At 69.7% G+C, this 22224-nt stretch carries 20 protein-coding genes and 2 tRNA genes; 9 read left to right on the forward strand and 13 right to left on the reverse strand.

Translation table 11 applies throughout. The features are described 5' to 3' along the window. Positions 1 to 70: 70 nt before the first annotated feature. Positions 71 to 781, forward strand: a complete 711-nt coding sequence (locus tag AB0J12_RS18240; RefSeq protein WP_363265307.1) for a DUF5324 family protein — start codon at positions 71 to 73, stop codon at positions 779 to 781. A gap of 125 nt (positions 782 to 906) precedes the next feature. On the opposite strand, the gene AB0J12_RS18245 is transcribed toward AB0J12_RS18240, so the two are convergent. Next, positions 907 to 979 (reverse strand) — tRNA-Ala (locus AB0J12_RS18245). Between the two features lie 181 nt (positions 980 to 1160). Here AB0J12_RS18245 and AB0J12_RS18250 point away from each other — a divergent pair. Continuing rightward, positions 1161 to 1709: a DNA-binding protein gene (locus tag AB0J12_RS18250; protein WP_363265308.1), complete on the forward strand. Its 549-nt coding sequence runs from the start codon at positions 1161 to 1163 to the stop codon at positions 1707 to 1709. Between the two features lie 88 nt (positions 1710 to 1797). Further along, entirely contained in the window at positions 1798 to 3144 is a 1347-nt protein-coding gene (locus tag AB0J12_RS18255) for a protein kinase (RefSeq protein WP_363265309.1), read from the forward strand. Here the strand turns inward: AB0J12_RS18255 and AB0J12_RS18260 are convergent. Continuing rightward, positions 3108 to 4403: a hypothetical protein gene (locus AB0J12_RS18260; protein WP_363265310.1), complete on the reverse strand. Its 1296-nt coding sequence runs from the start codon at positions 4401 to 4403 to the stop codon at positions 3108 to 3110. The genes AB0J12_RS18255 and AB0J12_RS18260 overlap by 37 nt on opposite strands. A 160-nt stretch (positions 4404 to 4563) precedes the next feature. Beyond that, positions 4564 to 4692: a DLW-39 family protein gene (locus AB0J12_RS18265; RefSeq protein WP_003999697.1), complete on the reverse strand. Its 129-nt coding sequence runs from the start codon at positions 4690 to 4692 to the stop codon at positions 4564 to 4566. Positions 4693 to 5050: 358 nt separating this feature from the next. Between AB0J12_RS18265 and AB0J12_RS18270 the strand changes: the two genes are divergently transcribed. Then, positions 5051 to 5434 (forward strand): DUF6344 domain-containing protein, encoded by a 384-nt coding sequence (locus AB0J12_RS18270; RefSeq protein ID WP_363265311.1) that lies wholly within the window; start codon positions 5051 to 5053, stop codon positions 5432 to 5434. A gap of 244 nt (positions 5435 to 5678) precedes the next feature. Here AB0J12_RS18270 and AB0J12_RS18275 read toward each other — a convergent pair whose 3' ends face one another. From AB0J12_RS18275 to dnaA, 10 genes are all read right to left on the reverse strand, one after another. Continuing rightward, positions 5679 to 5867, reverse strand: coding sequence for a hypothetical protein (locus tag AB0J12_RS18275; protein ID WP_363265312.1), 189 nt, complete (start codon positions 5865 to 5867; stop codon positions 5679 to 5681). Positions 5868 to 5972: 105 nt separating this feature from the next. Further along, a tRNA-Ile gene (locus AB0J12_RS18280) sits at positions 5973 to 6049 on the reverse strand. Between the two features lie 90 nt (positions 6050 to 6139). Beyond that, positions 6140 to 6835: a DUF3566 domain-containing protein gene (locus AB0J12_RS18285; RefSeq protein WP_363265313.1), complete on the reverse strand. Its 696-nt coding sequence runs from the start codon at positions 6833 to 6835 to the stop codon at positions 6140 to 6142. Between the two features lie 17 nt (positions 6836 to 6852). Next, positions 6853 to 9447 carry a DNA gyrase subunit A gene (gene gyrA / locus AB0J12_RS18290; protein WP_363265314.1) on the reverse strand — a complete coding sequence of 865 codons (2595 nt, stop codon included), beginning with the start codon at positions 9445 to 9447 and terminating at the stop codon, positions 6853 to 6855. Positions 9448 to 9489: 42 nt separating this feature from the next. Next, positions 9490 to 11574 (reverse strand): DNA topoisomerase (ATP-hydrolyzing) subunit B, encoded by a 2085-nt coding sequence (gene gyrB, locus AB0J12_RS18295; RefSeq protein WP_363265315.1) that lies wholly within the window; start codon positions 11572 to 11574, stop codon positions 9490 to 9492. 476 nt (positions 11575 to 12050) lie between these two features. Continuing rightward, positions 12051 to 12629 (reverse strand): DciA family protein, encoded by a 579-nt coding sequence (locus AB0J12_RS18300; protein ID WP_363265316.1) that lies wholly within the window; start codon positions 12627 to 12629, stop codon positions 12051 to 12053. Between the two features lie 19 nt (positions 12630 to 12648). After that, complete coding sequence (recF, locus tag AB0J12_RS18305; protein ID WP_363265317.1) at positions 12649 to 13770, reverse strand: DNA replication/repair protein RecF; 1122 nt, start codon at positions 13768 to 13770, stop codon at positions 12649 to 12651. A gap of 95 nt (positions 13771 to 13865) precedes the next feature. Beyond that, a complete protein-coding gene (gnd, locus tag AB0J12_RS18310; RefSeq protein ID WP_363265318.1) occupies positions 13866 to 14741 on the reverse strand; it encodes a phosphogluconate dehydrogenase (NAD(+)-dependent, decarboxylating) in 876 nt (291 codons plus the stop codon). Between the two features lie 211 nt (positions 14742 to 14952). After that, positions 14953 to 16083, reverse strand: a complete 1131-nt coding sequence (dnaN, locus tag AB0J12_RS18315; protein ID WP_363265319.1) for a DNA polymerase III subunit beta — start codon at positions 16081 to 16083, stop codon at positions 14953 to 14955. A gap of 976 nt (positions 16084 to 17059) precedes the next feature. Further along, a complete protein-coding gene (dnaA, locus tag AB0J12_RS18320; protein WP_363265320.1) occupies positions 17060 to 19045 on the reverse strand; it encodes a chromosomal replication initiator protein DnaA in 1986 nt (661 codons plus the stop codon). A 378-nt stretch (positions 19046 to 19423) separates the two neighbouring features. Between dnaA and rpmH the strand changes: the two genes are divergently transcribed. The 5 genes from rpmH to AB0J12_RS18345 are packed head-to-tail and all read left to right on the forward strand — an operon-like array spanning position 19424 to position 22116. Then, positions 19424 to 19561, forward strand: a complete 138-nt coding sequence (rpmH, locus tag AB0J12_RS18325) for a 50S ribosomal protein L34 (protein WP_003975051.1) — start codon at positions 19424 to 19426, stop codon at positions 19559 to 19561. Positions 19562 to 19582: 21 nt separating this feature from the next. Next, positions 19583 to 19954, forward strand: a complete 372-nt coding sequence (rnpA, locus tag AB0J12_RS18330) for a ribonuclease P protein component (RefSeq protein ID WP_363265322.1) — start codon at positions 19583 to 19585, stop codon at positions 19952 to 19954. Then, positions 19951 to 20304 carry a membrane protein insertion efficiency factor YidD gene (yidD, locus tag AB0J12_RS18335; RefSeq protein ID WP_363265323.1) on the forward strand — a complete coding sequence of 118 codons (354 nt, stop codon included), beginning with the start codon at positions 19951 to 19953 and terminating at the stop codon, positions 20302 to 20304. The genes rnpA and yidD overlap by 4 nt, the downstream gene beginning before the upstream one ends. Before the next feature lie 3 nt (positions 20305 to 20307). Continuing rightward, complete coding sequence (gene yidC, locus AB0J12_RS18340; RefSeq protein WP_363265324.1) at positions 20308 to 21588, forward strand: membrane protein insertase YidC; 1281 nt, start codon at positions 20308 to 20310, stop codon at positions 21586 to 21588. Positions 21589 to 21603: 15 nt separating this feature from the next. Next, positions 21604 to 22116, forward strand: a complete 513-nt coding sequence (locus AB0J12_RS18345) for a R3H domain-containing nucleic acid-binding protein (protein ID WP_363265325.1) — start codon at positions 21604 to 21606, stop codon at positions 22114 to 22116. Positions 22117 to 22224: the final 108 nt, after the last annotated feature.

Here is a 22224-nt window from a genome sequence, read left to right on the forward strand (position 1 = left end):
CCACGGGCAGGCATGATCCGCAAAAGGGTGGAAAGTCGATTTACCGTACGCCACCGAGGAGGAGGAACCCGTGACCCGCATCGACAGCGTGCGCGCCGCGACCGGTTCGGCGAAGGACAGCGTGCTGCACGCCGCGGAAGTGGTGGCGCCCTACGCCGACACGGCCAAGGAGAGGGCCGCGCACTACGCGCACGAGGCACGCGTACGGCTCGCGCCCAAGGTGACACTGGCCGCCGAGCAGGCCCGCGCCCAGTACGGCGTCCATGTGGCGCCCCGTATCGAACAGGCCCGCGTGCAGGCCATGACCCATGTGCCGCCGAGGGTGGACCAGGCGGCCCAGGAGGCCGCCGTACGCACCCGCAAGGCCGCACGGCAGGCCGCCGACTATTCCCGGCCGATGATCGAGCAGGCGGTGGCCGCGGCCGGACCCGTCCGTGACGAGGCCGCCGCCCGGGGCGCCGCCGCACTCGCCGCACTGCGCGGCCAGGTGTCGCCCAAGGAGATCCAGAAGCTGGTGCGCAAGCACCGGCGCCGGGCCAGGGCCGGCCGGATCGCGAAGGTGCTGGCCGTGGCCGGCGCCGTCGCGGGCGGTGCGTTCGCGGCGTGGAAGTGGTGGGACAAGCAGGCCAACCCGGACTGGCTGGTCGAGCCGCCCGCCGCGACCGAGGTACCCGAGTCGGGCCGTCTGAGCTCGGTCGACGGCAGCGGCGACGCCGCCCTCGACCCGGAGGTCCAGGCGAAGGAAGCCGAGGAAGCGGCCCGCCGCGACGACGAGGGCTGAACCGCTCCCCAGCACAACGACACCGCGGGACGCGCGACATGGTCGCCCGTCCCGCGGTGGCATGTACGTCACCATAAAGAAGACCCCTCCGACCGCGTCACCGCAGGTCGGAGGGGTCCTTCAGGTGGAGCCTAGGGGAGTCGAACCCCTGACATCCGCCATGCAAAGACGGCGCTCTACCAACTGAGCTAAGGCCCCGCAAGAGAAGCGTCCGGCCGGAAGAACCGCGATCCGGTGGGCGCCGCAGACAAGAGTACCGGGTCCACCCGGGGATCTCGCAAAAAGATTGGGGGTCCCCGTACTCGACCACGCTCCGTAAGATGCTCGGCGTGGTTCGCGGCAGCGAACCGCCGTTTTGGGGAAGCGATGGGGAGACGCAATGGACGCCGCACAGCAGGAAGCCACCGCCAGAGCGCGGGAACTGCAGCGGAACTGGTACGGGGAGCCGTTGGGGGCACTCTTCCGCAGGCTCATAGACGACCTGGGCCTGAACCAGGCCCGGCTCGCGGGGGTGCTGGGACTGTCGGCGCCGATGCTGTCCCAGCTGATGAGCGGCCAGCGGGCGAAGATCGGCAACCCGGCGGTCGTCCAGCGGGTGCAGCTGCTGCAGGAACTGGCGGCGCAGGCGGCGGACGGCAGCGTCAGCGCCGCCGAGGCGACCGAGCGCATGGAGGAGATCAAGAAGTCTCAGGGGGGCTCGGTGCTCAACAACACCACGCAGACGACCAGCACTTCGGGCGCGCCGACGGTCAAGCGGGTGGTCCGCGAGATCCAGTCGCTGCTGCGTTCCGTGGCCGCCGCCGGGGACATAATCGAGGCTGCGGACTCCCTCGCCATGACCCATCCGGAACTGGCCGAGTTCCTCCGGGTCTACGGCGCCGGCCGCACCTCCGACGCGGTCGCGCACTACCAGTCCCACCAGAACTGACCCGCAGGGCCGGTCGCCGAGGGGGTTCGGCGGTCGAGGGCGGGGGATGCAACGGGGGTGACCCGAGGGGGAGGAGCGGCGCGCAGCGATGGGTGAGGTCTTCGCCGGGCGGTACGAGCTGGTCGACCCGATCGGACGCGGCGGCGTCGGCGCCGTATGGCGGGTCTGGGACCACCGTCGTCGCCGTTACGCGGCCGCCAAGGTGCTCCAGCAGCGCGACGCGCACGCGCTGCTGCGGTTCGTCCGGGAACAGGCGCTGCGGATCGACCACCCGCATGTGCTGGCACCCACCAGCTGGGCCGCCGACGACGACCAGGTCCTGTTCACCATGGACCTGGTCACGGGCGGTTCGCTGGTCCATCTCGTCGGCGACTACGGCCCTCTCCCGCCGGCCTTCGTCTGCACGCTGCTCGACCAGTTGCTGTCGGGCCTGGCCGCGGTGCACGCCGAGGGGGTCGTCCACCGGGACGTCAAGCCCGCCAACATCCTGCTGGAAGCCACCGGCACCGCACGCCCCCGGCTGCGCCTGTCGGACTTCGGCATCGCGATGCGGCTGGGCGAGCCGCGGCTGACGGAGACGAACCTCGTGGTGGGGACGCCCGGTTACCTCGCGCCCGAGCAACTGCTGGGCGCCGAGCCGGACTTCCCGGCCGATCTGTTCGCCGTCGGTCTGGTGGCCCTGTATTTGCTGGAGGGCGCCAAGCCGGACGCCAAGGCGCTCGTCGAGTACTTCGCCGACCACGGCACTCCCGGCGCGCCCAAAGGTGTCCCCGAGCCGCTCTGGCAGGTCGTGGCCGCGCTGCTGCAGCCCGACCCGCAGGCACGTTTCCGCACGGCGACGGGGGCGCGCAAGGCGCTGGCGGCGGCCGTCGAACTCCTGCCGGAGCCGGGCCCCGACGACGAACTGATCGAGATCTTCGACCAAGTCGGCCCACTGCCCCCGGGGTTCGGACCGCACGGCCCGCTCGGCGACGGCCGCCTCAGCGGCCCCCTCGACGGCCACCCACTCGGCGATCCGCGGGACGTCACCGCCGTACCATCGCAACCCGTGCAGGCCGTGTCCTGGCAGCAGACCGCCTCCCAGCAGCAGGCCGTGCCGAGGGAGCAGACGGTCTCCCAGCAGCAGGCCTTGGCCAGTGATCAGACCCTGTCCCGGGAGCAACCCGTCTCACGGGAGCAGTCCGTCTCCCCGGAGCAGGACGTCGACACCCCCACCCACGTCCTGCCCGTCGTCCGGTATCGCCCGGACCCCGCCACCGCGTCGTACACCACCGCCTCGTACGCCACGCAGGAGCCGCGGGTTTCCCACAGGGCTGTGGACACCGCGGCCCCGCGCCGCCCGCGCCCCGGGCCGCCCGCGCGGGTCGCCGTGCCGCTGCTGCTGCTCGCCCTCGTCTGCTACGCCGTCGGGTTCTGGGCCCTGGCCCGCATCTGACCGGCCCGGCGCCGCGCCAGCACCGTCCAGCCGCCGAGCACCGCCAGCAGCAGGGTCCCGGTGCCGATGCCGCCCACGGCGACGCCCCTCAGCAGGGGGTCACCGGACGTGCCGCCTCCCCCGTTCCCGCCGGTGGCCCGGAAGAGGTCCCCCGGTGACGACTGGCCCGCGTAGTCCGGCCCGGCCTGCGGCTCCCCGTCCACGCGTACCCGCAGCGTCAGCGGCAACGCTCCCGGACCGAGCCGGTCGGCCACGCGCGTGGCCAGGTGCACCACCAGGTAGTACGACCCGGCGAACCGCATCGCGCCGACCGTGTCCCGCACGGCGTACCGGTTGCGGTAGGCGACCGGGGGCACGGGCGGCAGGGCCGCCGACTTCTGCGTGCCGTCGTAGCCCACGCCGACGTCGGTGACGGGCCCGCGCACGGGGTTGAACAGCGCCAGTTCCAGGGCGCCGGCGGTGTAATCGCCCCGCTCGGCGGTGCTGCCCAGCTCCGCGGTGGCGGACAGCCGCTGCCCCCAGTCCACGGGCACCTTGTAGTAGAGCGTCTGCCCGGGGTGTACGGCGCTCTGCCAGACGCCGTCGCCGACGATCGGCGCCGTGGCGAAACCGGCGCCGGCCGGCCGGCTCGCCGGGGTGCCCGCCGGAGGTGCGGCGGACGCCGAGTCCCAGGCCTCGGGGGCGCTGGTGGGGCCGGGGCGTGCGAGCGGCGGCTCGGTGGCGGCGGTCAGCTCCAGCGCCCACGGCTGCGGCGCGGACGCCGTGACGGCGGACCGGCCTGCACGCTCCACCACGACGTAGTAGACCCCGGCGCTGCGGCACGCCGACCGGCCGGCACGGCCCGTCTCCCGCGCGCCCCAGGCCGTCAGCGGACGCGGACTGCGGGACGCGCCGAACAGTTCGGTGTCGTAGGAGCAGGAGCGCCCGTCGGCGTCCTGGACGGACACCTTCAGACCGTCGGAGGCGGAGACCTCGGCGTTCGCCGGCGGGACGGCCGTGGCGGAGACGTACGCGTTCGACGTGCCGTCCAGGTCGAGGCGGAAGTAGACCGGGCCCTTGCCGGTCAGCGTGGACCGGTAGCTGTGCGCCGGTGCCAGGGCGGCGGCCTCCCCGGTGCCCTGCGCGGCGGCGACGGTGCGGGCGTCGGGGTCGTAGGCGTAGGAGCCGGGTCCCGGGGTGCCGGTCGCCGCCTGTGCGGGTGGAGCCGACGCCAGCCATATGCCCAGGACCAGCAGCGCCGCCCCCGTACGCCCTCGCATACGCGCCCTCTCACCGTTCCGCAACCGGACCGTGCCCATCCTGCCCCGCCGGCCCCGTGGGCATCCGGGGTATCGCGCAATTCACGCCCCGCACCCCAACAGCACAAAACCCCGACCGCTCGGGCGGCCGGGGTCTGCTGAATTCGGTGTCGGGTGGTGGTCAGGAACCCGTGGGCACGGAGTCGGTCGCCTCCGTCCACAGGTCCTGCTCAGCGCGATCCGCCTGAATCTGGCGGTACACGAGGAGCCCGCCGATGGCGGCCAGTGCGACCAGGAGCAGCTTCTTCACCGCGCAACCTCGTCTTTCATTGACGTAAGGGACCTCTGGCGCCCGACTATACACACCGGCCGATACCGATCGGTGACCTGCGTCGGGGCACCAACTGGCCATATGAAGCGGCGCGATGGAAGCGGATCCCGCTCCTGGCGATGCGGCCCCGCGTCCCGTCTCTTCGATCACGCGCTACCACGCGGTTCTGTGGGGCGCATCCTGAGGCCTCGCAGCGGGCCCCGAGCAGTCCGTACGTCCATCCGAGTGGTGTTCATCGGAACATCGACGCGCCACGGGCGTCGGTCCACCACTTCGCGATCCTCATACACATCATGAGGAAAGTACGCAAATCGCCCAACCCGAAAGTGAGGGGATCATGGCTCAGAACCAGGTCAAGCAGCTCTGGACGGTCATCGTGACCGCCTTCCTCGCGCTGTTCACGGCGCTCGGACTCGTCACCACGACCGCCGCCGCGGCGGTAACGCAGACGGAGACGCCGCGCAACAGCAGCAGCGACGACGCGACCACCGCCCCCGAGGCGGCGGCACCGCCACTGCCCGCCTGGTCCTGGCTCCACGCCCGGTCCCTTCCCCCGACGATGAAGCAGCGCATCCGCGCCGAGGCCCACGGCAAGTCCCCCAGCTGCCGCCACCGCCCGCTCGACGACACGGCGACCGACGAACAGTGCGACAGCGCCGACGCCACCGAACGGGCCGCCATCCCCGCCCAGCAGCGCCCGATGATCCCCCTGCAGCGCTGACAGCGCCGCGCACGGCGCCCTCGCCGTGCTCTTACCAGCACCTTTGACGTGACGGCGATTCGCGTACAACCGCACGCGCAACCCGGCCCGGCCGCTCGCAAGAGCCGCCGGGCCTCGCCGCGTGCGCCCACGGATCCACGACGCCGGTGCCGCTGTCGGATCCACGACGCCGGTGCCGCTACGAAGGTCGGTGCAGCTGTCGGATCCACGACATCGGTGCCGGTACCGCACCGGTTCCGGGGCGTCAGCGCCGGTACTGGTCGGTCATGTTCGGCGCCTGGCCGTGCAGCGTGATGGCGTTGAACGACACCCGGTCCCTGTGGGCCCGGAGCCGGCGGTCCTGCTCGATGCGCAACCCGTCGGCGTTCCGCGTACCGCCGTTGCGCCGCCGCAGCAACACGGCGATCAAGGCGACGACGACAGCGGTGAGCAAGCCGAAGAGAACACCTATCGCGACCACACGCCCCCCAGGTGACACACCATGTGACCTGCCATGCAGAAGACCCCCGATCCTACCCGGACCGGGGGTCTTCGTGTCTGGTGGGGCTAACAGGATTTGAACCTGTGGCCTCATCCTTATCAGGGATGCGCTCTAACCAACTGAGCTATAGCCCCGCCGCGCTCTGCGGTGTATGTCCCGCGCGCTGACTCCTGAAGATTAGCGCACGAGGGGCGCTGTCCCAAAATCGGTCGTCCCCGACCTGCTCACTCGTCCTCGGCGAGCGTCAGCTCGACGCCGCCGACGAAGCCCGCGGAGAGGTTGTAGATGAACGCGCCGAGGGTCGCGAGCGCCGTCGCGAGGACCACGTCGATGACCGCGATGATCGTCGCGAACATCAGCACATGGGGGAGCGACAGGAAGGACTGCAGGTCGAAGCCGTTCGACTCGTTGGAGCCGGTCGCCTCGGAGATCGTGCCGCCGACCGTGGAGAAGACACCCATCGCGTCCATCACCATCCACAGCACCGCGGCGGCCACGACCGTGCAGATGCCGAGCGCGATGGACAGCAGGAAGCTGACCTTCATCACCGACCACGGGTCGGCCTTGGCCACCCGCAGCCGCGCCTTGCGCACCCGGGGCGTCGTGCGGGCTCCGGTGCGCGGGCGGCGCACGGCGTCCGGCTGGTAGGCCTGCGGCGGGTGGTAGGGGCCGCCGCTCTGCTGCCCCTGCCGCTCGTCGGGCAGCGGCGAGGCCTGCTGCTGACCACGGGTGTCCGTCACGGTTCCCCCCTGGGATCCCTGGGTGTCGGAAGAGGGCGCGCCCTTGGCGGGCGACTTGATCGCCTGGAGGTTGGTGGTCTGCGGGTCGTTCGCAGGTGTGGCATGCGCGGCGGAGCCACGGCCGCCGCCGTCCGTTCCCGTACTGGTACCGGTCGGTCCGGCGCCCGTGGCTCCGCTCACGATGCTCACTCCTCGTGCTACTCGGCCGAGGGCGCCTCACCCTCGTCCGTGCCGGTGGTCGCGACATCCTCGGCGGTCTCGTCCACGGCCACGTCGCCGTCGACTTCCTCCGCCTCGCGTCCCGCCTCGGCGTTACGGGCGATGCCGACCACGGCATCGCGCTTGCCCAGGTTGATCAGTTGGACGCCCATGGTGTCACGGCCCGTCTCCCTGATCTCGTTGACTCGCGTACGAATCACACCGCCCGAGAGTGTGATGGCGAGGATCTCGTCGGTCTCCTCGACCACCAGCGCGCCGACCAGCGAACCGCGGTCCTCCACGATCTTGGCGGCCTTGATGCCGAGGCCGCCGCGGCCCTGGACGCGGTACTCGTCGACGCGGGTGCGCTTCGCGTACCCACCGTCAGTGGCAGTGAACACGAACGTACCGGGTCGCACCACATTCATCGAGAGCAGTTCGTCTCCCTCGCGGAAACTCATGCCCTTGACGCCCGAGGTCGCACGGCCCATCGGACGCAGCGTGTCGTCCGAGGCGGTGAACCTGATCGACTGCGCCTTCCTGCTGATCAGCAGCAGGTCGTCGTCGGCCGAGACCAGCTCCGCGCCGATCAGCTCGTCGTCGCCGCCCTCCTCGCGCTCACGGAGGTTGATGGCGATGACACCGCCCGAGCGCGGGGAGTCGTAGTCCTTCAGCGGCGTCTTCTTCACCAGGCCGGACTTGGTGGCCAGCACCAGGTACGGCACCGCCTCGTAGTCGCGGATGGCGAGGATCTCGGCGATCGCCTCGTCCGGCTGGAAGGCCAGCAGGTTCGCCACGTGCTGGCCGCGCGCGTCGCGGCCGGCCTCGGGCAGCTCGTAGCCCTTGATGCGGTAGACGCGGCCCTTGTTCGTGAAGAACAGCAGCCAGTGGTGCGTGGTGGAGACGAAGAAGTGGTCGACGATGTCGTCTTCCTTCAGCTTCGTGCCCCGCACGCCCTTGCCGCCGCGCTTCTGCGCCCGGTAGTCGTCGGTCTTGGTCCGCTTGATGTAGCCGCCGCGGGTGACCGTGACGACGATGTCCTCTTCGGCGATCAGGTCCTCGATGGACATGTCGCCCTCGTAGGGGATCAGCTTCGTCTTGCGGTCGTCGCCGTACTTCTCGACGATCGCGGCCAGCTCCTCGCTGACGATGCCGCGCTGACGGACCGGCGAGGCGAGGATCTCGTTGTACTCGCGGATCTTCGCCTGGAGCTCGTCGTGCTCCTGGACGATCTTCTGCCGCTCCAGGGCCGCCAGTCGCCGCAGCTGCATCTCGAGGATGGCGTTGGCCTGGATCTCGTCGATCTCCAGGAGGTCCATCAGGCCGTGCCGGGCGATGTCGACGGTGTCACTGCGCCGGATCAGCGCGATGACCTCGTCGATGGCGTCCAGCGCCTTGAGCAGACCGCGCAGGATGTGCGCCCGCTCCTCGGCCTTGCGCAGCCGGAACTTCGTCCGGCGGACGATGACCTCGATCTGGTGCGTCACCCAGTGGCGGATGAACGCGTCCAGCGACAGCGTGCGCGGCACGCCGTCGACCAGCGCGAGCATGTTCGCGCCGAAGTTCGTCTGCAGGTCGGTGTGCTTGTACAGGTTGTTCAGGACGACCTTGGCGACCGCGTCCCGCTTCAGCACGATGACCAGGCGCTGGCCGGTGCGCGACGACGTCTCGTCACGGACGTCGGCGATGCCGCCGATCTTGCCGTCCTTCACCAGGTCGGCGATCTTCTGCGCCAGGTTGTCCGGGTTGACCTGGTACGGCAGCTCGGTGACCACCAGGCACTGGCGGTTCTGGATCTCCTCGACCTCGACCACCGCGCGCATGGTGATCGAGCCGCGGCCGGTGCGGTAGGCCTCCTCGATGCCCCTGCGGCCCACGACGAGCGCGCCGGTCGGGAAGTCGGGGCCCTTGATGCGCTCGATGAGCGCGTCGAGGAGCTGCTCGTGCGAGGCCTCGGGGTTCTCCAGGTACCACTGGGCGCCGGCGGCGACCTCGCGCAGGTTGTGCGGCGGGATGTTGGTCGCCATGCCGACCGCGATGCCGGCCGAGCCGTTGATCAGCAGGTTCGGGAAGCGGGACGGCAGGACGGTCGGCTCCTGGGAGCGGCCGTCGTAGTTGTCCGTGAAGTCGACGGTGTCCTCGTCGATGTCGCGGACCATCTCCATCGACAGCGGCGCCATCTTGCACTCGGTGTAGCGCATCGCCGCGGCCGGGTCGTTGCCCGGGGAGCCGAAGTTGCCGTTGGAGTCCACCAGCGGCATCCGCATCGACCACGGCTGCGCCAGGCGGACCAGGGCGTCGTAGATCGAGGAGTCGCCGTGCGGGTGGTAGTTGCCCATGACGTCGCCGACGACACGGGCGCACTTGTAGAAGCCGCGCTCGGGGCGGTAGCCGCCGTCGTACATCGCGTACAGCACGCGGCGGTGGACGGGCTTGAGACCGTCCCGGACGTCGGGCAGCGCTCGCGAGACGATGACGGACATCGCGTAGTCGAGGTAGGAGCGCTGCATCTCCGTCTCGAGCCCGACGGGCTCGAGACGCTGGGCGATGACGCCGTCGCCTTCAGGCGTGACTGGGGTGTTCTCGTCGGCCATTGCTGGTGAAGATCCTTCCTGGTGCGGTCAGCTGAGACCGACTCAGATGTCGAGGAAACGGACGTCCTTGGCGTTGCGCTGGATGAACGCGCGGCGGGCCTCGACGTCCTCGCCCATCAGGACCGAGAAGAGCTCGTCGGCCTGGGCGGCGTCGTCAATGGTGACCTGGCCGAGGACGCGGTGCTCCTGGTCCATGGTGGTCACGCGCAGCTCCTCGGCGTTCATCTCGCCGAGGCCCTTGAAGCGCTGGATGGAGTCCTCGCGCACCCGCTTGCCACGCTGGCGGCCCAGCTCCAGCAGGGCGTCGCGCTCACGGTCGGAGTAGGCGTACTCGACGTCGTCCTTGCCCCACTTGATCTTGTACAGCGGGGGGCGGGACAGGAACACGTGCCGGGCCTCGACCAGCGGCCGCATGAAGCGGAACAGGAAGGTCAGCAGCAGCGTGTTGATGTGCTGGCCGTCGACGTCGGCGTCCGCCATCAGGATGATCTTGTGGTACCGGAGCTTCTCGATGTCGAAGTCCTCGTGCACACCCGTGCCGAACGCGGAGATCAGCGCCTGGATCTCCTGGTTCTGCAGGATCTTGTCGATCCGGGCCTTCTCGACGTTGAGGATCTTGCCGCGGATCGGGAGGATCGCCTGGTACTCCGGGTTGCGGCCGGACTTGGCCGAGCCGCCGGCGGAGTCACCCTCGACGATGAAGATCTCGCACTTGGTGGGGTCGTTCGACTGGCAGTCCGACAGCTTGCCCGGCAGGGACGCCGTCTCCAGCAGGCCCTTGCGGCGGGTCAGATCACGGGCCTTGCGCGCGGCCACGCGCGCGGTGGCGGCCTGGATGCCCTTGCGGACGATGTCCGCGGCCTCGTTCGGGTTGCGGTCGAGCCAGTCGGTGAGGTGTTCGTAGACCGCCTTCTGCACGAAGGTCTTCGCCTCCGTGTTGCCCAGCTTGGTCTTCGTCTGGCCCTCGAACTGCGGCTCGCTCAGCTTGACCGAGATGATCGCGGTCAGGCCCTCGCGGATGTCGTCACCGGTGAGGTTGTCGTCCTTCTCCCGCAGCAGCTTCTTGTCCCGCGCGTACTTGTTGATCAGGGACGTCAGCGCGGCGCGGAAGCCCTCTTCGTGGGTGCCGCCCTCGTGGGTGTGGATGATGTTCGCGAAGGAGTACACGCCCTCGCTGTAGCCGCTGTTCCACTGCATCGCGACCTCGAGGGACAGGCTCTTGTCCTTGTCCTCGGCCTCCAGGTCGATGACCGTGGGGTGGACCGCCTCGCCCTTGCGGGAGTTGAGGTACTTCACGAAGTCGACGATGCCGCCCTCGTAGTGGTACGTGACGGTCTTCGCCTCGTCCTTCTCGTCGGCGCCCGCCTCGTCCGCCCCCGCGGTGGCCTTCGCCGACTCGCGCTCGTCGGTGAGCCTGATCGTCAGGCCCTTGTTGAGGAACGCCATCTCCTGGAAACGCCGCGACAGCGTCTCGAAGGAGTACTCCGTGGTCTCGAAGATGTCCGAGTCGGCCCAGAAGGTGACCGAGGTGCCGGTCTCCTGCGTCGCCTCGTGCTGGGCCAGCGGCGCCGTCGGGACGCCCATCTTGTAGTCCTGCGTCCAGCGGTGGCCGTCGGTCCTGACCTCGACGGAGACCTTGCTCGACAGGGCGTTCACGACGGACACGCCCACGCCGTGCAGACCACCGGAGACCGCGTAGCCGCCGCCACCGAACTTGCCGCCCGCGTGCAGGACCGTCAGCACGACCTCGAGCGCCGGCTTGCCCTCGGAGGGCACGATGCCGACGGGGATGCCACGGCCGTTGTCGACGACACGCACCCCGCCGTCGGCGAGGATCGTCACGTCGATCGTGTCCGCGTGGCCGGCCAGCGCCTCGTCGACGGAGTTGTCGACGACCTCGTACACGAGGTGGTGCAGTCCGCGCTCGCCCGTCGAGCCGATGTACATGCCGGGTCGCTTGCGGACCGCGTCCAGACCCTCGAGGACGGTGATGGCGCTGGCATCGTACGAGGCCGTGACCTCACCGCGTGAGGTGCTCGCCGCGTTGTCCGCGCCGGCGTCGGTGGACGGGATGTTCTCGTTGGGGTTGCCGGAATCGGCCACGAAGCGCCCTTTCTGGCACAGCACAAGCCAGGCTCCTGGGGGTTCCCCCTGTGCAGGAGGGTTGCCGGAGCGGCTGCGGCATGGTGCGTTGGTAAGCCTTGATCAGCGTTGCTCAGCGTTTCCCGGACGGTCCCCACGTTTGGGGCGGGATTGTCTTCCAGTCTACCGGTAGCACTGACATCGATGGGGGTTTGCCGGTACCTGAGTCCCGATGTGGCGCCCTGAACCGGCCTCTTCCGACTCCCGATATACGGAAGGGGGCTCCAAGAGGCTCACAGCGGCACTCAGCGCTTCGAGCTGTCAAGCCTTCGCTACTCGGGAGTCAGGAGTCGTTTCATCCGCTTATGCGGTGATTTTGCGTATCTTGCCGTGCACGCGTGCGTGCGTTGCGTACGCGGGGGCGGGCGGCACCGCACGCGACCCGGCACGCACGCGCGTAGAGGTGTGAATGCGGTGTGACGTCCCTCACTCAGGCACGCCGGCGCGGTCCGCGGCCGCGCTCAGCCGTAGGTGTCGCCCGGCCCGGCGCTGCCGGGGGCGCGCAGGGGACCATAGCGACGCGCGGGGCCGCCGGGGCCCAGCACCTTGATCATGTGGACCGCGCCGTGCCCCAGGTCCTCGTTGAGCCGCGCGACCAGCGTCGGCGCGAGCAGACGCAGGTTGGTCGCCCAGGCCGTGGAGTCGCAGCGCACCACCAGCACGCGCTCGTCCTCGTCGTACTTCTCCGGCACACAGTGCTTGGCCACGTCCTCGCCGACGATCTGCGGCCAGCGGCCCATCACACCGCCCACCGCGGCCGGCGTCTCCCAGCCCCGCTCGGTGATCAGCCGGTTGATCGCCGCGCCGAGCGCCATCGGGTCGCGTCCGTCGGCGCGCGCGCCCGAACGCAGTCCGCCGCGGCGCGCCTGCTTCTTCTGCTGCGCCGCGTCGCCACGCGCGCGTGCCGCCTCCTTCGCCGCCCTGAGCGCCACGCGCGCGAGGTCGACGCCGGAGGGTTCGGGGGCCTTCTTCGGGCCACCGGCCTGCGCCGGGGCGGCGCCTGGGCGGGGCTCCGCCGGGGTGTGCTCCGCCTCGGTCATCCGCGTGCCACCTCTTCGGTCATACGCGTGCCACCTCGCCGTCCGCCACCGCGTATCGCGCTCCGCTGAGCACGTGCGGCACGTCGTCGTCGACCGCGGCCGTCACCAGCACCTGCTCGCCGGGCGCCACCAGCTCCGCCAGCCGTTCCCGGCGGCGGGCGTCCAGTTCGGCGAAGACGTCGTCGAGGATGAGCACCGGCTCGTTGCCCTCGGCGCGCAGCAGGTCGTAGGAGGCCAGGCGCAGGGCGAGGGCGTAGGACCAGGACTCGCCGTGCGAGGCGTAGCCCTTGGCGGGCAGCTGGCCGAGCTTGAGCAGCAGGTCGTCGCGGTGCGGGCCGACGAGGGTGACGCCCCGCTCGATCTCCTGCTTGCGGGCGTCCGCGAGCGCCGCCATGAGCTGCGCGTGGAGATCCTCACGCGCGTGCGCCTCGCCGGGCGCGGACGGCTTGTACTCCAGACCGATCGGACCGCCGCCCGGGGCCAGCTGCTCGTACGCCTTGTCGGCCAGCGGCTGCAGCGCGGCGATCAGGTCCAGGCGCTGGGCGAGCAGTTCGGCGCCGGCGTGTGCGAGGTGCTGGTCCCACACGTCGAGCGTGGACAGGTCCATGGAGCGGCCGCCGTGCCGGCGGGCCAGCGCGGCCGTCTTGAGCAGGGTGTTGCGCTGCTTCAGCACCCGCTCGTAGTCGGAGCGCACGCCCGCCATGCGCGGGGAGCGCGCGGTGATCAGCTCGTCCAGGAACCGCCGCCGCTCCCCGGGATCGCCCTTGACGAGGGCGAGGTCCTCCGGCGCGAACAGCACGGTCCGCACGATGCCGAGGATGTCCCGCGGCCTGACCTGGGAGGACCGGTTGATGCGGGCGCGGTTGGCCTTGCCGGGGTTGAGCTCCAGCTCGATCAGCTGCTGCCGCTCGCCCTGCCGGACCTGGGCGCGTACGACGGCCCGCTCGGCGCCCATGCGCACGAGCGGGGCGTCGGAGGCGACGCGGTGGCTGCCGAGGGTGGCGAGGTAGCCGACCGCTTCCACCAGGTTGGTCTTGCCCTGCCCGTTGGGGCCGACGAACGTGGTGACGCCCGCCTCCAGCGGGACCTCGGCCCGGGCGTAGGAGCGGAAGTCGGCCAGCGACAGATGCGTGACGTGCATGGTCGTTCGCCGACCTCCCCAACCTTCGGGTAGTGCTTGCTTCGCGTTGTTCTTCGCGTTGCTTCTTCGTGTGACGCGTCAGGTGGTCCGGCGCGTCACTTCTTCTCGACCGCGTGGCCGCCGAACTGATTGCGCAGCGCCGCGATCATCTTCATCTGCGGCGAGTCCTCCTGACGGGAGGCGAACCGCGCGAACAGCGACGCGGTGATCGCCGGCAGCGGCACCGCGTTGTCGATGGCGGCCTCCACGGTCCAGCGTCCCTCACCGGAGTCCTGTGCGTAACCGCGCAGGCCCTGAAGGTGCTCGTCCTCGTCGAGGGCGTTCACCGCGAGGTCCAGCAGCCAGGAGCGGATGACCGTGCCCTCCTGCCAGGAGCGGAAGACCTCGCGGACGTTCTCCACGGAGTCGACCTTCTCCAGCAGCTCCCAGCCCTCGGCGTAGGCCTGCATCATCGCGTACTCGATGCCGTTGTGGACCATCTTCGCGAAGTGGCCCGCGCCGACCTTGCCGGCGTGCACCGCGCCGAACTCGCCCTCCGGCTTGAGCGCGTCGAAGACCGGCTGCACCTTGGCGACGTTCTCGGCGTCGCCGCCGTACATCAGGGCGTAGCCGTTCTCCAGGCCCCAGACGCCGCCGGAGACACCGCAGTCGACGAAGCCGATGCCCTTGGCAGCCAGCTCCCGCGCGTGCTTCTCGTCGTCGGTCCAGCGGGAGTTGCCGCCGTCCACCACCACGTCACCGGGCTGCAGCAGCTCGGCGAGCTGGTCGATGGTCGACTGGGTCGGCTCGCCGGCCGGGACCATCACCCAGACCACGCGGGGGCCGGACAGCTTCCCCACAAGCTCTTGCAGGCTGTGGACGTCCGCGACGTCGGGGTTGCGGTCATATCCGATGACGGTGTGGCCCGCGCGGCGGATCCGCTCGCGCATGTTGCCGCCCATCTTGCCGAGGCCGACGAGACCGAGCTCCATCAGTGCTGTTCCTTACGGTCGCTGTGTGGCGTGCGGGGCGCTCGCGCACCCCTGGGGCACCTCGTACCCCTGTCCGAGCCTAATCCCGGACGGTCCCGCACAGCTGTGGGCATACGCGCTCATACGTAGGCCCTCACCTGGGGATTTCGATGGGCGGTGGTCCACAGGCTGTGGACCACCGCGACGGCCTCGCTCCGGCGCCGGACCGGGATCAGCCGCTCAGCCGCACCGGCATGATCAGGTACTTGTACGCCTCGTCCGCCTCGGCGTCCACGGCCGGCTTGCCGCTGAGCAGCGCGGGCTTGGTGGACGTGGTGAACGACAGCTGCGCCACCGGGGAGTCGATCGCGCTCAGGCCGTCCAGCAGGAACGTCGGGTTGAAGGCGATGGAGATGTCGTCACCCTCCAGCTGGGCGTCGACCCTTTCCACAGCCTGTGCGTCGTCGCTGGAGCCGGCCTCCAGGATCAGCACGCCCTGCTCGAAGCTGAGCCGCACCGGGGTGTTGCGCTCGGCGACCAGGGCCACACGCTTGACGGCCTCCACGAAGGGGGCGGTCTCGATCACGGCGACGGAGTTGAACTCCGTCGGGAACAGCGTGCGGTACTTCGGCAGGTCGCCCTCGAGCAGACGGGTCGTGGTGCGGCGGCCGGCGCCCTCGAAGCCGATCAGGCCCTCACCGGCGCCAGAGCCGGACAGCGCCAGGATCACGCTGTCGCCGCTGGTGAGCGCCTTGGCGGTGTCCTGGAGGGTCTTGGCGGGCACCAGGGCGACCGCGGAGACGTCCGGGTTCTCCGGCTTCCACAGGAACTCGCGGACCGCGAAGCGGTAGCGGTCGGTGGAGGCCAGGGTGACCGTGTCGCCCTCGATCTCGATGCGCACACCGGTGAGGACGGGCAGCGTGTCGTCACGGCCGGCGGCGATGGCCACCTGCGAGACGGCGGCGGCGAAGACCTCGCCGGGGACCGTGCCCGTCGCGTTCGGCATCTGCGGCAGCGCCGGGTACTCCTCCACAGGCAGGGTGTGCAGGGTGAACCGGGACGACCCACAGACCACGGTCGCCCGTACACCGTCTGTGGAAATCTCCACGGGGCGGTTGGGGAGAGCGCGGGAGATGTCGGCGAGCAGGCGGCCGGACACCAGGACCGTGCCCTCCTCCTCGACCTCGGCCTCGACGCTCACCCGGGCGGAGACCTCGTAGTCGAAACTGGACAGGCTCAGCTGGCCGTCCTCCGCCTTCAGCAGCAGGCCGGCGAGGACAGGCGCCGGCGGACGGGCCGGGAGGCTGCGGGCCGCCCAGGCCACTGCCTCCGCGAGTACGTCGCGTTCCACCCGGATCTTCACGGTAAGCCGCCTCCTGCTGTTGCCGGCGCTTGTCGCCCTGCTTCGCCTTCGTCGTCTGTCGCGGTGTCACGAGCCCCGAGGAGGGGAAGGACACCGGGACCAGTCTGACGCACCGCACTGACAGTAGGTGCCCGTCGGGGTCAAGTCGCGACGAGGGGCAGTCGGTCAACCGACAGCGAGTTGTGCACAGCCCCCACTTCGAAACGGTTTCCTGGCTCTCTCTAGTCGTTGGTAGTAGTAGGGCCTGTGGATACCGTGGATAACCTCGTTTGCGCAGGTCAGAGCCCAAATTTTGTCCACCGGGCCTGTGGGCGGAGGCGGTGGACAACCGGGGCTGTCTGTGGAGAACAGAAAGTTCTGCACACGCCATCAACAGGCCGGGGCGAGTTCTCCCCAGAAGCGTCCCCAGTTTTACCCACGTTTCCCACAGGCCAACCCGGCGGCTTCGTGTGACGCCTTTCACTCGACGCGGTGAGGAGGCGCGTCGGCTTGCCGAACAGTGGACAGACATGTGGAGAAGCGGGCGATCTCTGGGGACAACGGGCCGCAGCCTGTGGGTTACCCGTGGACAACTTCATGCACAGGGTGTGGACCGGCAAGTTGTCCACACCCTGTGGATCTCCTTCGTCCACGGATCCACAGGCACATGAGCTGGGCCGATGGCTTTCCCCCAGGCTGGCCTGTGGATGCGATCTGGACAACTCGGCAGTCCCCAGGATGTGGACGCGAAAAAGTCCCCGAATCTGTGGAGAGAGGCCGTAACCCGGCAGGTAATCGAACATGAGATGACAGATGTGCGACGGCGATCGTTGGCCTACGGGTCCGTCGGAGGCCGTCGAATGCCGTCGCATCCCGTCTTGGTCGTCCCGCCGGGGGCCGTCGCGGTCACCACGGGGTTGTTGCGGCACTGCCGGCATACGTCTGAGGGCGTCTCCGGAGACCCGGAGACGCCCTCAGACGGTTCGCCGTGGTGGCGTCAGCCGTTCTTGATGCGGTTGGTGAGCTCGGTGACCTGGTTGTAGATGGAGCGGCGCTCGGCCATCAGATTGCGGATCTTGCGATCCGCGTGCATCACCGTCGTGTGGTCCCGGCCGCCGAACAGCGCACCGATCTTCGGCAGCGACAGATCCGTCAGCTCGCGGCACAGATACATGGCGATCTGCCGGGCGGTCACCAGCGCGCGGCCGCGCGACGTGCCGCACAGGTCCTCGACCGTCAGCCCGAAGTAGTCCGCCGTCGCGCTCATGATCGCCGTGGAGGTGATCTCCGGGGCCGAGTCCTCGCCGCCCGGGATCAGGTCCTTCAGGACGATCTCCGTCAGGCCGAGGTCCACCGGCTGCCGGTTGAGCGACGCGAACGCCGTCACCCGGATCAGCGCGCCCTCCAGCTCACGGATGTTCCGCGAGATCCGGGAGGCGATGAACTCCAGCACCTCCGGCGGCGCGTTCAGCTGCTCCTGCACCGCCTTCTTGCGCAGGATCGCGATCCGCGTCTCCAGCTCGGGCGGCTGGACGTCGGTGATCAGACCCCACTCGAACCGGTTCCGCAGCCGGTCCTCCAGCGTGACCAGCTGCTTCGGCGGCCGGTCGGAGGACAGCACGATCTGCTTGTTGGCGTTGTGGAGCGTGTTGAAGGTGTGGAAGAACTCCTCCTGCGTCGACTCCTTGTCCGCCAGGAACTGGATGTCGTCGACGAGCAGGATGTCCATCTCCCGGTACCGCTTGCGGAAGCTGTCGCCCTTGCCGTCGCGGATCGAGTTGATGAACTCGTTCGTGAACTCCTCCGAGCTCACGTACCGCACGCGCGTGCCCGGGTACAGGCTGCGCGCGTAGTGCCCGATGGCGTGCAGGAGGTGCGTCTTGCCGAGCCCGGACTCGCCGTAGATGAACAGCGGGTTGTACGCCTTCGCGGGCGCCTCGGCGACGGCCACCGCGGCCGCGTGCGCGAACCGGTTGGAAGCGCCGATGACGAACGTGTCGAACAGGTACTTCGGGTTCAGCCGCGCGGTCGGCTCCCCGGGGCCCGAGGCCGGCGCGGGCTGCGCGGCCAGCGGTCCGGGCGCCCCGGAGGTGGGCAGGTTGGAGCCCACGGGGCCGCCGCGGTGCACGTGCCCGGAGCCGGCCGGCGGCTCGGGCAGCTCACGTCGGCCGCCGTCGCGCTGGTCGTAGTCGCGGTCGTAGTCGCGCGACGCGCGGGGGTCGCGGGTGTCGTGGGCATCCCGCCGGTCGTAGTCGCCGCGGGGCTGGTCGTAGGACGGCCGCTCCGCCGCGGGGGGCCGGTAGTCCGCCGACGACGGCGAGGCGTACGGATCCTTCGCCGGGCCGCCGGACGCGTACGGGTCATTTCCGCCCGGCCCGGAGCCGTACGGATCCTTGCCGCCGCGCCCGCCGGAGCCGTAGAGGTCACGTTCGGGGAAGCCGAGCCGCTGCTGCTGCCAGCCGTAGTCGTCCTGGGAGGGACGCGGCCAGGCGCCCGGCTCGGGGCGCTGGTACTCGGAGGGGTAGGCCGGCCGGGCCGTGGGGAGCTGGTCACCGGGCTCGCCGCGGTGCCGGCCGTACCCCTCGTACTGGTCGTACTGCGGGGCGGCGGGCGGCTCGGGCTCCTCGTAGCGCGACTCCTCGTACCGCGACTCCTCATAGCGAGGCTGCGGCGGAGCGGACGGCGTGGCGGGGGGAGCGGGCTCGCCCGCGGAGTCGTCGACGGTGATCGCGATCCGGATCGGCCGGCCGCACTCGCGGCTCAGCGTCTCGCTGACGATCGGCGCCAGACGCCCCTCGAGGACGTTCTTCGCGAACTCGTTCGGTACGGCGAGCAGGGCCGTGTCGGCGACCAGCGCCAGCGGCTGGGTGCGCCGGATCCAGTGCTCGTCCTTGCCCTCGACCCCCTGGCCGCGTCCCTCACCGAGGAGCTGTTCCAGCACTCGTGGCCACACTGCGGCAAGATCGGCAGGTACGTCAGCCACAGGGCACGCTCTCTCAGAGAGTCCCTCGAACGTGTGGTTCGGGGACGGGTCGGGATGTGAATCGGGTGGTTGAGGGGACAAGGGAACGAATCGGAGTCCAGCCACGGTAGTCAGCGCGGCGGGTACGGTTCAAGTTGTTGTCCCCAGGCTGTGGACAAGTGTCTCCCGGTGACCGTCGGTTTGACCGGATGGCGTAGTCCCGCGTACCGTAACCAGGTCGAGTTGTCGATGGCTGCTGCCGCCTGCCTCCGATGGGCACAGATCGCGAACACGGTGATCGGACAGCGGTGCACTCGGGCGTAACGCGAGCTACTCGTGGGCGCACGGTGACAGCCAGGACGGCACCCCGCCAACCCCGAATCTTTCTGGAGCCCCCGAGTGAGCAAGCGCACCTTCCAGCCGAACAACCGTCGTCGCGCGAAGACCCACGGCTTCCGGCTGCGTATGCGTACCCGTGCCGGCCGCGCGATTCTCGCAACCCGCCGTAGCAAGGGTCGCGCCCGCCTGTCCGCCTGATTCCGATCAGGTCATGACGTCGTGCTGCCCACCGACAACCGGCTGAGGCGGCGCGAGGACTTCGCGACCGCGGTACGACGAGGTCGTCGGGCAGCCCGCCCGTCCCTCGTCGTCCATTTTCGCAGCGGTGCCACGGACCCGCACGCGCCAGGGGAGAGCGCTCCCCCGCCGCGTGCGGGTTTCGTCGTGAGCAAGGCCATCGGCGGCGCGGTCGTGCGCAACAAGGTGAAGCGCAGGCTTCGCCATCTGATGCGCGACCGGGTCACCCGGCTGCCCCCCGGTAGCCTGGTAGTCGTACGAGCGCTGCCCGGTGCGGGTGACGCCGACCATGCACAGCTGGCCCGAGACCTGGACGCCGCCCTGCAGCGGCTGCTGGGAGGGGGCGCGCGATGAAGTACCCACTGCTGGCCCTGATCAAGCTCTACCAGTGGACGATCAGTCCGCTGCTCGGGCCGGTGTGCAGGTACTACCCGTCGTGCTCCCGTTACGGCTACACGGCGATCGACCGGCACGGTGCGATCAAGGGAACAGCGCTCACAGCCTGGCGCATTCTGCGGTGCAATCCGTGGTCGCCGGGCGGTGTGGACCATGTTCCGCCGCGCAAGCGCCCGCGGTGGCACGAAATGCTGCGTGACGCCTGGCGTGCACGCAGGGGCGGGCCCTCCGCCGCCGAACCGGCCACCGACGGGAAGATCCCTTCGAGCCCGGCCGCAGAGACCCCGCCCCATGCCCAAGGAGCATGATTAGTGGACACGATTGCCAGCCTCTTCAGTTTCATCACCTGGCCCGTCTCCTGGGTCATCGTCCAGTTCCACAAGGTGTACGGGGCGATCTTCGGGCCTGACACCGGGTGGGCCTGGGGCCTGTCCATCGTGTCCCTGGTGATCCTGATCCGCATCTGCCTGATCCCGCTCTTCGTGAAGCAGATCAAGGCCACGCGCGCGATGCAGACGCTCCAGCCGGAGATGAAGAAGATCCAGGAGCGCTACAAGAACGACAAGCAGCGCCAGTCCGAAGAGATGATGAAGCTGTACAAGGAGACGGGTACCAACCCGCTCTCCTCGTGCCTTCCCATCCTCGCCCAGTCGCCGTTCTTCTTCGCCCTGTACCACGTGCTCAACGGCATCGCGACGGGCAAGACCATCGGCGTCATCAACGACCCGCTGCTGGCCAGTGCCCGTCAGGCGCACATCTTCGGCGCCCCGCTCGCGGCGAAGTTCATGGACAGCTCGAGCAAGGTCGAGGCGCTCGGCGCGACGCTGACCGACGTCCGGGTCGTGACCGCCATCATGATCGTCCTGATGTCGTTCTCGCAGTTCTACACGCAGCGACAGCTGATGACGAAGAACGTCGACACCACGGTGAAGACGCCGTTCATGCAGCAGCAGAAGATGCTGATGTACGTCTTCCCGGTCATGTTCGCCGTCTTCGGCATCAACTTCCCGGTCGGTGTCCTCGTCTACTGGCTGACCACCAACGTGTGGACCATGGGCCAGCAGATGTACGTCATCCACAACAACCCCACCCCGGGTTCCAAGGCCCAGGCCGCCTACCTGGAGCGCCTGTACAAGCACGTCACGCACCACGGCAAGGTCGCCCGGCGCCGGGACAAGGTCATCGTCAAGGCCATCGTCGCCAAGGGCCGCGACCGCAACGAGTTCGAGCGCAAGTTCATCAACGGCCTGAACAAGGTCGGCCTGGCCGCCCAGACCGACGGCACGGTGATCCGCGGCGAGAGCCAGGCGGTCGCCGTGGCCGAGGACGGCACGCCCACCACCACCGGTGGCCAGCCCAAGCGGCAGCAGCCCAAGCGACAGTCGAAGTCCCAGCGCCAGTCGGGCGCCGCGAAGCCCGATGAGCCGTCGTCCACCGGTCCGTCGCTGAGCAAGTCCGACGAGCCCGAGGACACCAAGCCCGCCGGCGCCTCCGGCAAGGCCGCCCCGAAGCAGGGCTCCGGTACCCGCAGCAAGGCCCAGTCCGGACAGCGCAAGGGCCCGCAGCGGCCCAAGTCCCCGTCCAAGAAGTAAGAAGGAGCCCATCCCGTGACGGAAGGCACCACCTCCGCCGCTGCCGAGGGTGCAGACACCCTCACCCGCCTGGAGCAGGAAGGCGAGATCGCGGCGGACTACCTCGAGGGTCTGCTGGACATCGCCGACCTCGACGGCGACATCGACATGGACGTCGAGGGTGACCGGGCCGCCGTGTCGATCATCAGCGACACGGGCAGCCGCGACCTGCAGAAGCTGGTGGGCCGTGACGGCGAGGTGCTCGAGGCGCTCCAGGAGCTGACGCGACTGGCCGTGCACCGGGAGACCGGGGACCGCAGCCGGCTGATGCTCGACGTCGCCGGCTACCGGGCCAACAAGCGCTCCGAGCTGTCCGAGCTGGGTGCCAAGGCCGCCGCCGAGGTCAGGAGCAGCGGTGAGGCCAAGCGGCTCAGGCCGATGACCCCGTTCGAGCGGAAGGTCGTCCACGACGCGGTGAAGGCCGCCGGCCTGCGCAGCGAGTCCGAGGGCGAGGAGCCGCAGCGCTTCGTCGTCGTCCTGCCCAACTGACGTCGGTACGTACGTCACTCCGGCCCCGTCTGATGCGCAGGCGGGGCCGGACTTTGTCAGCCTGTAGTTCTGGTGATCGGCGCCGTTGGCGCTGATGCGGTACGGAAG

The sequence above is a fragment of the Streptomyces sp. NPDC049915 genome, assembly GCF_040656475.1.
Taxonomy (GTDB): domain Bacteria; phylum Actinomycetota; class Actinomycetes; order Streptomycetales; family Streptomycetaceae; genus Streptomyces.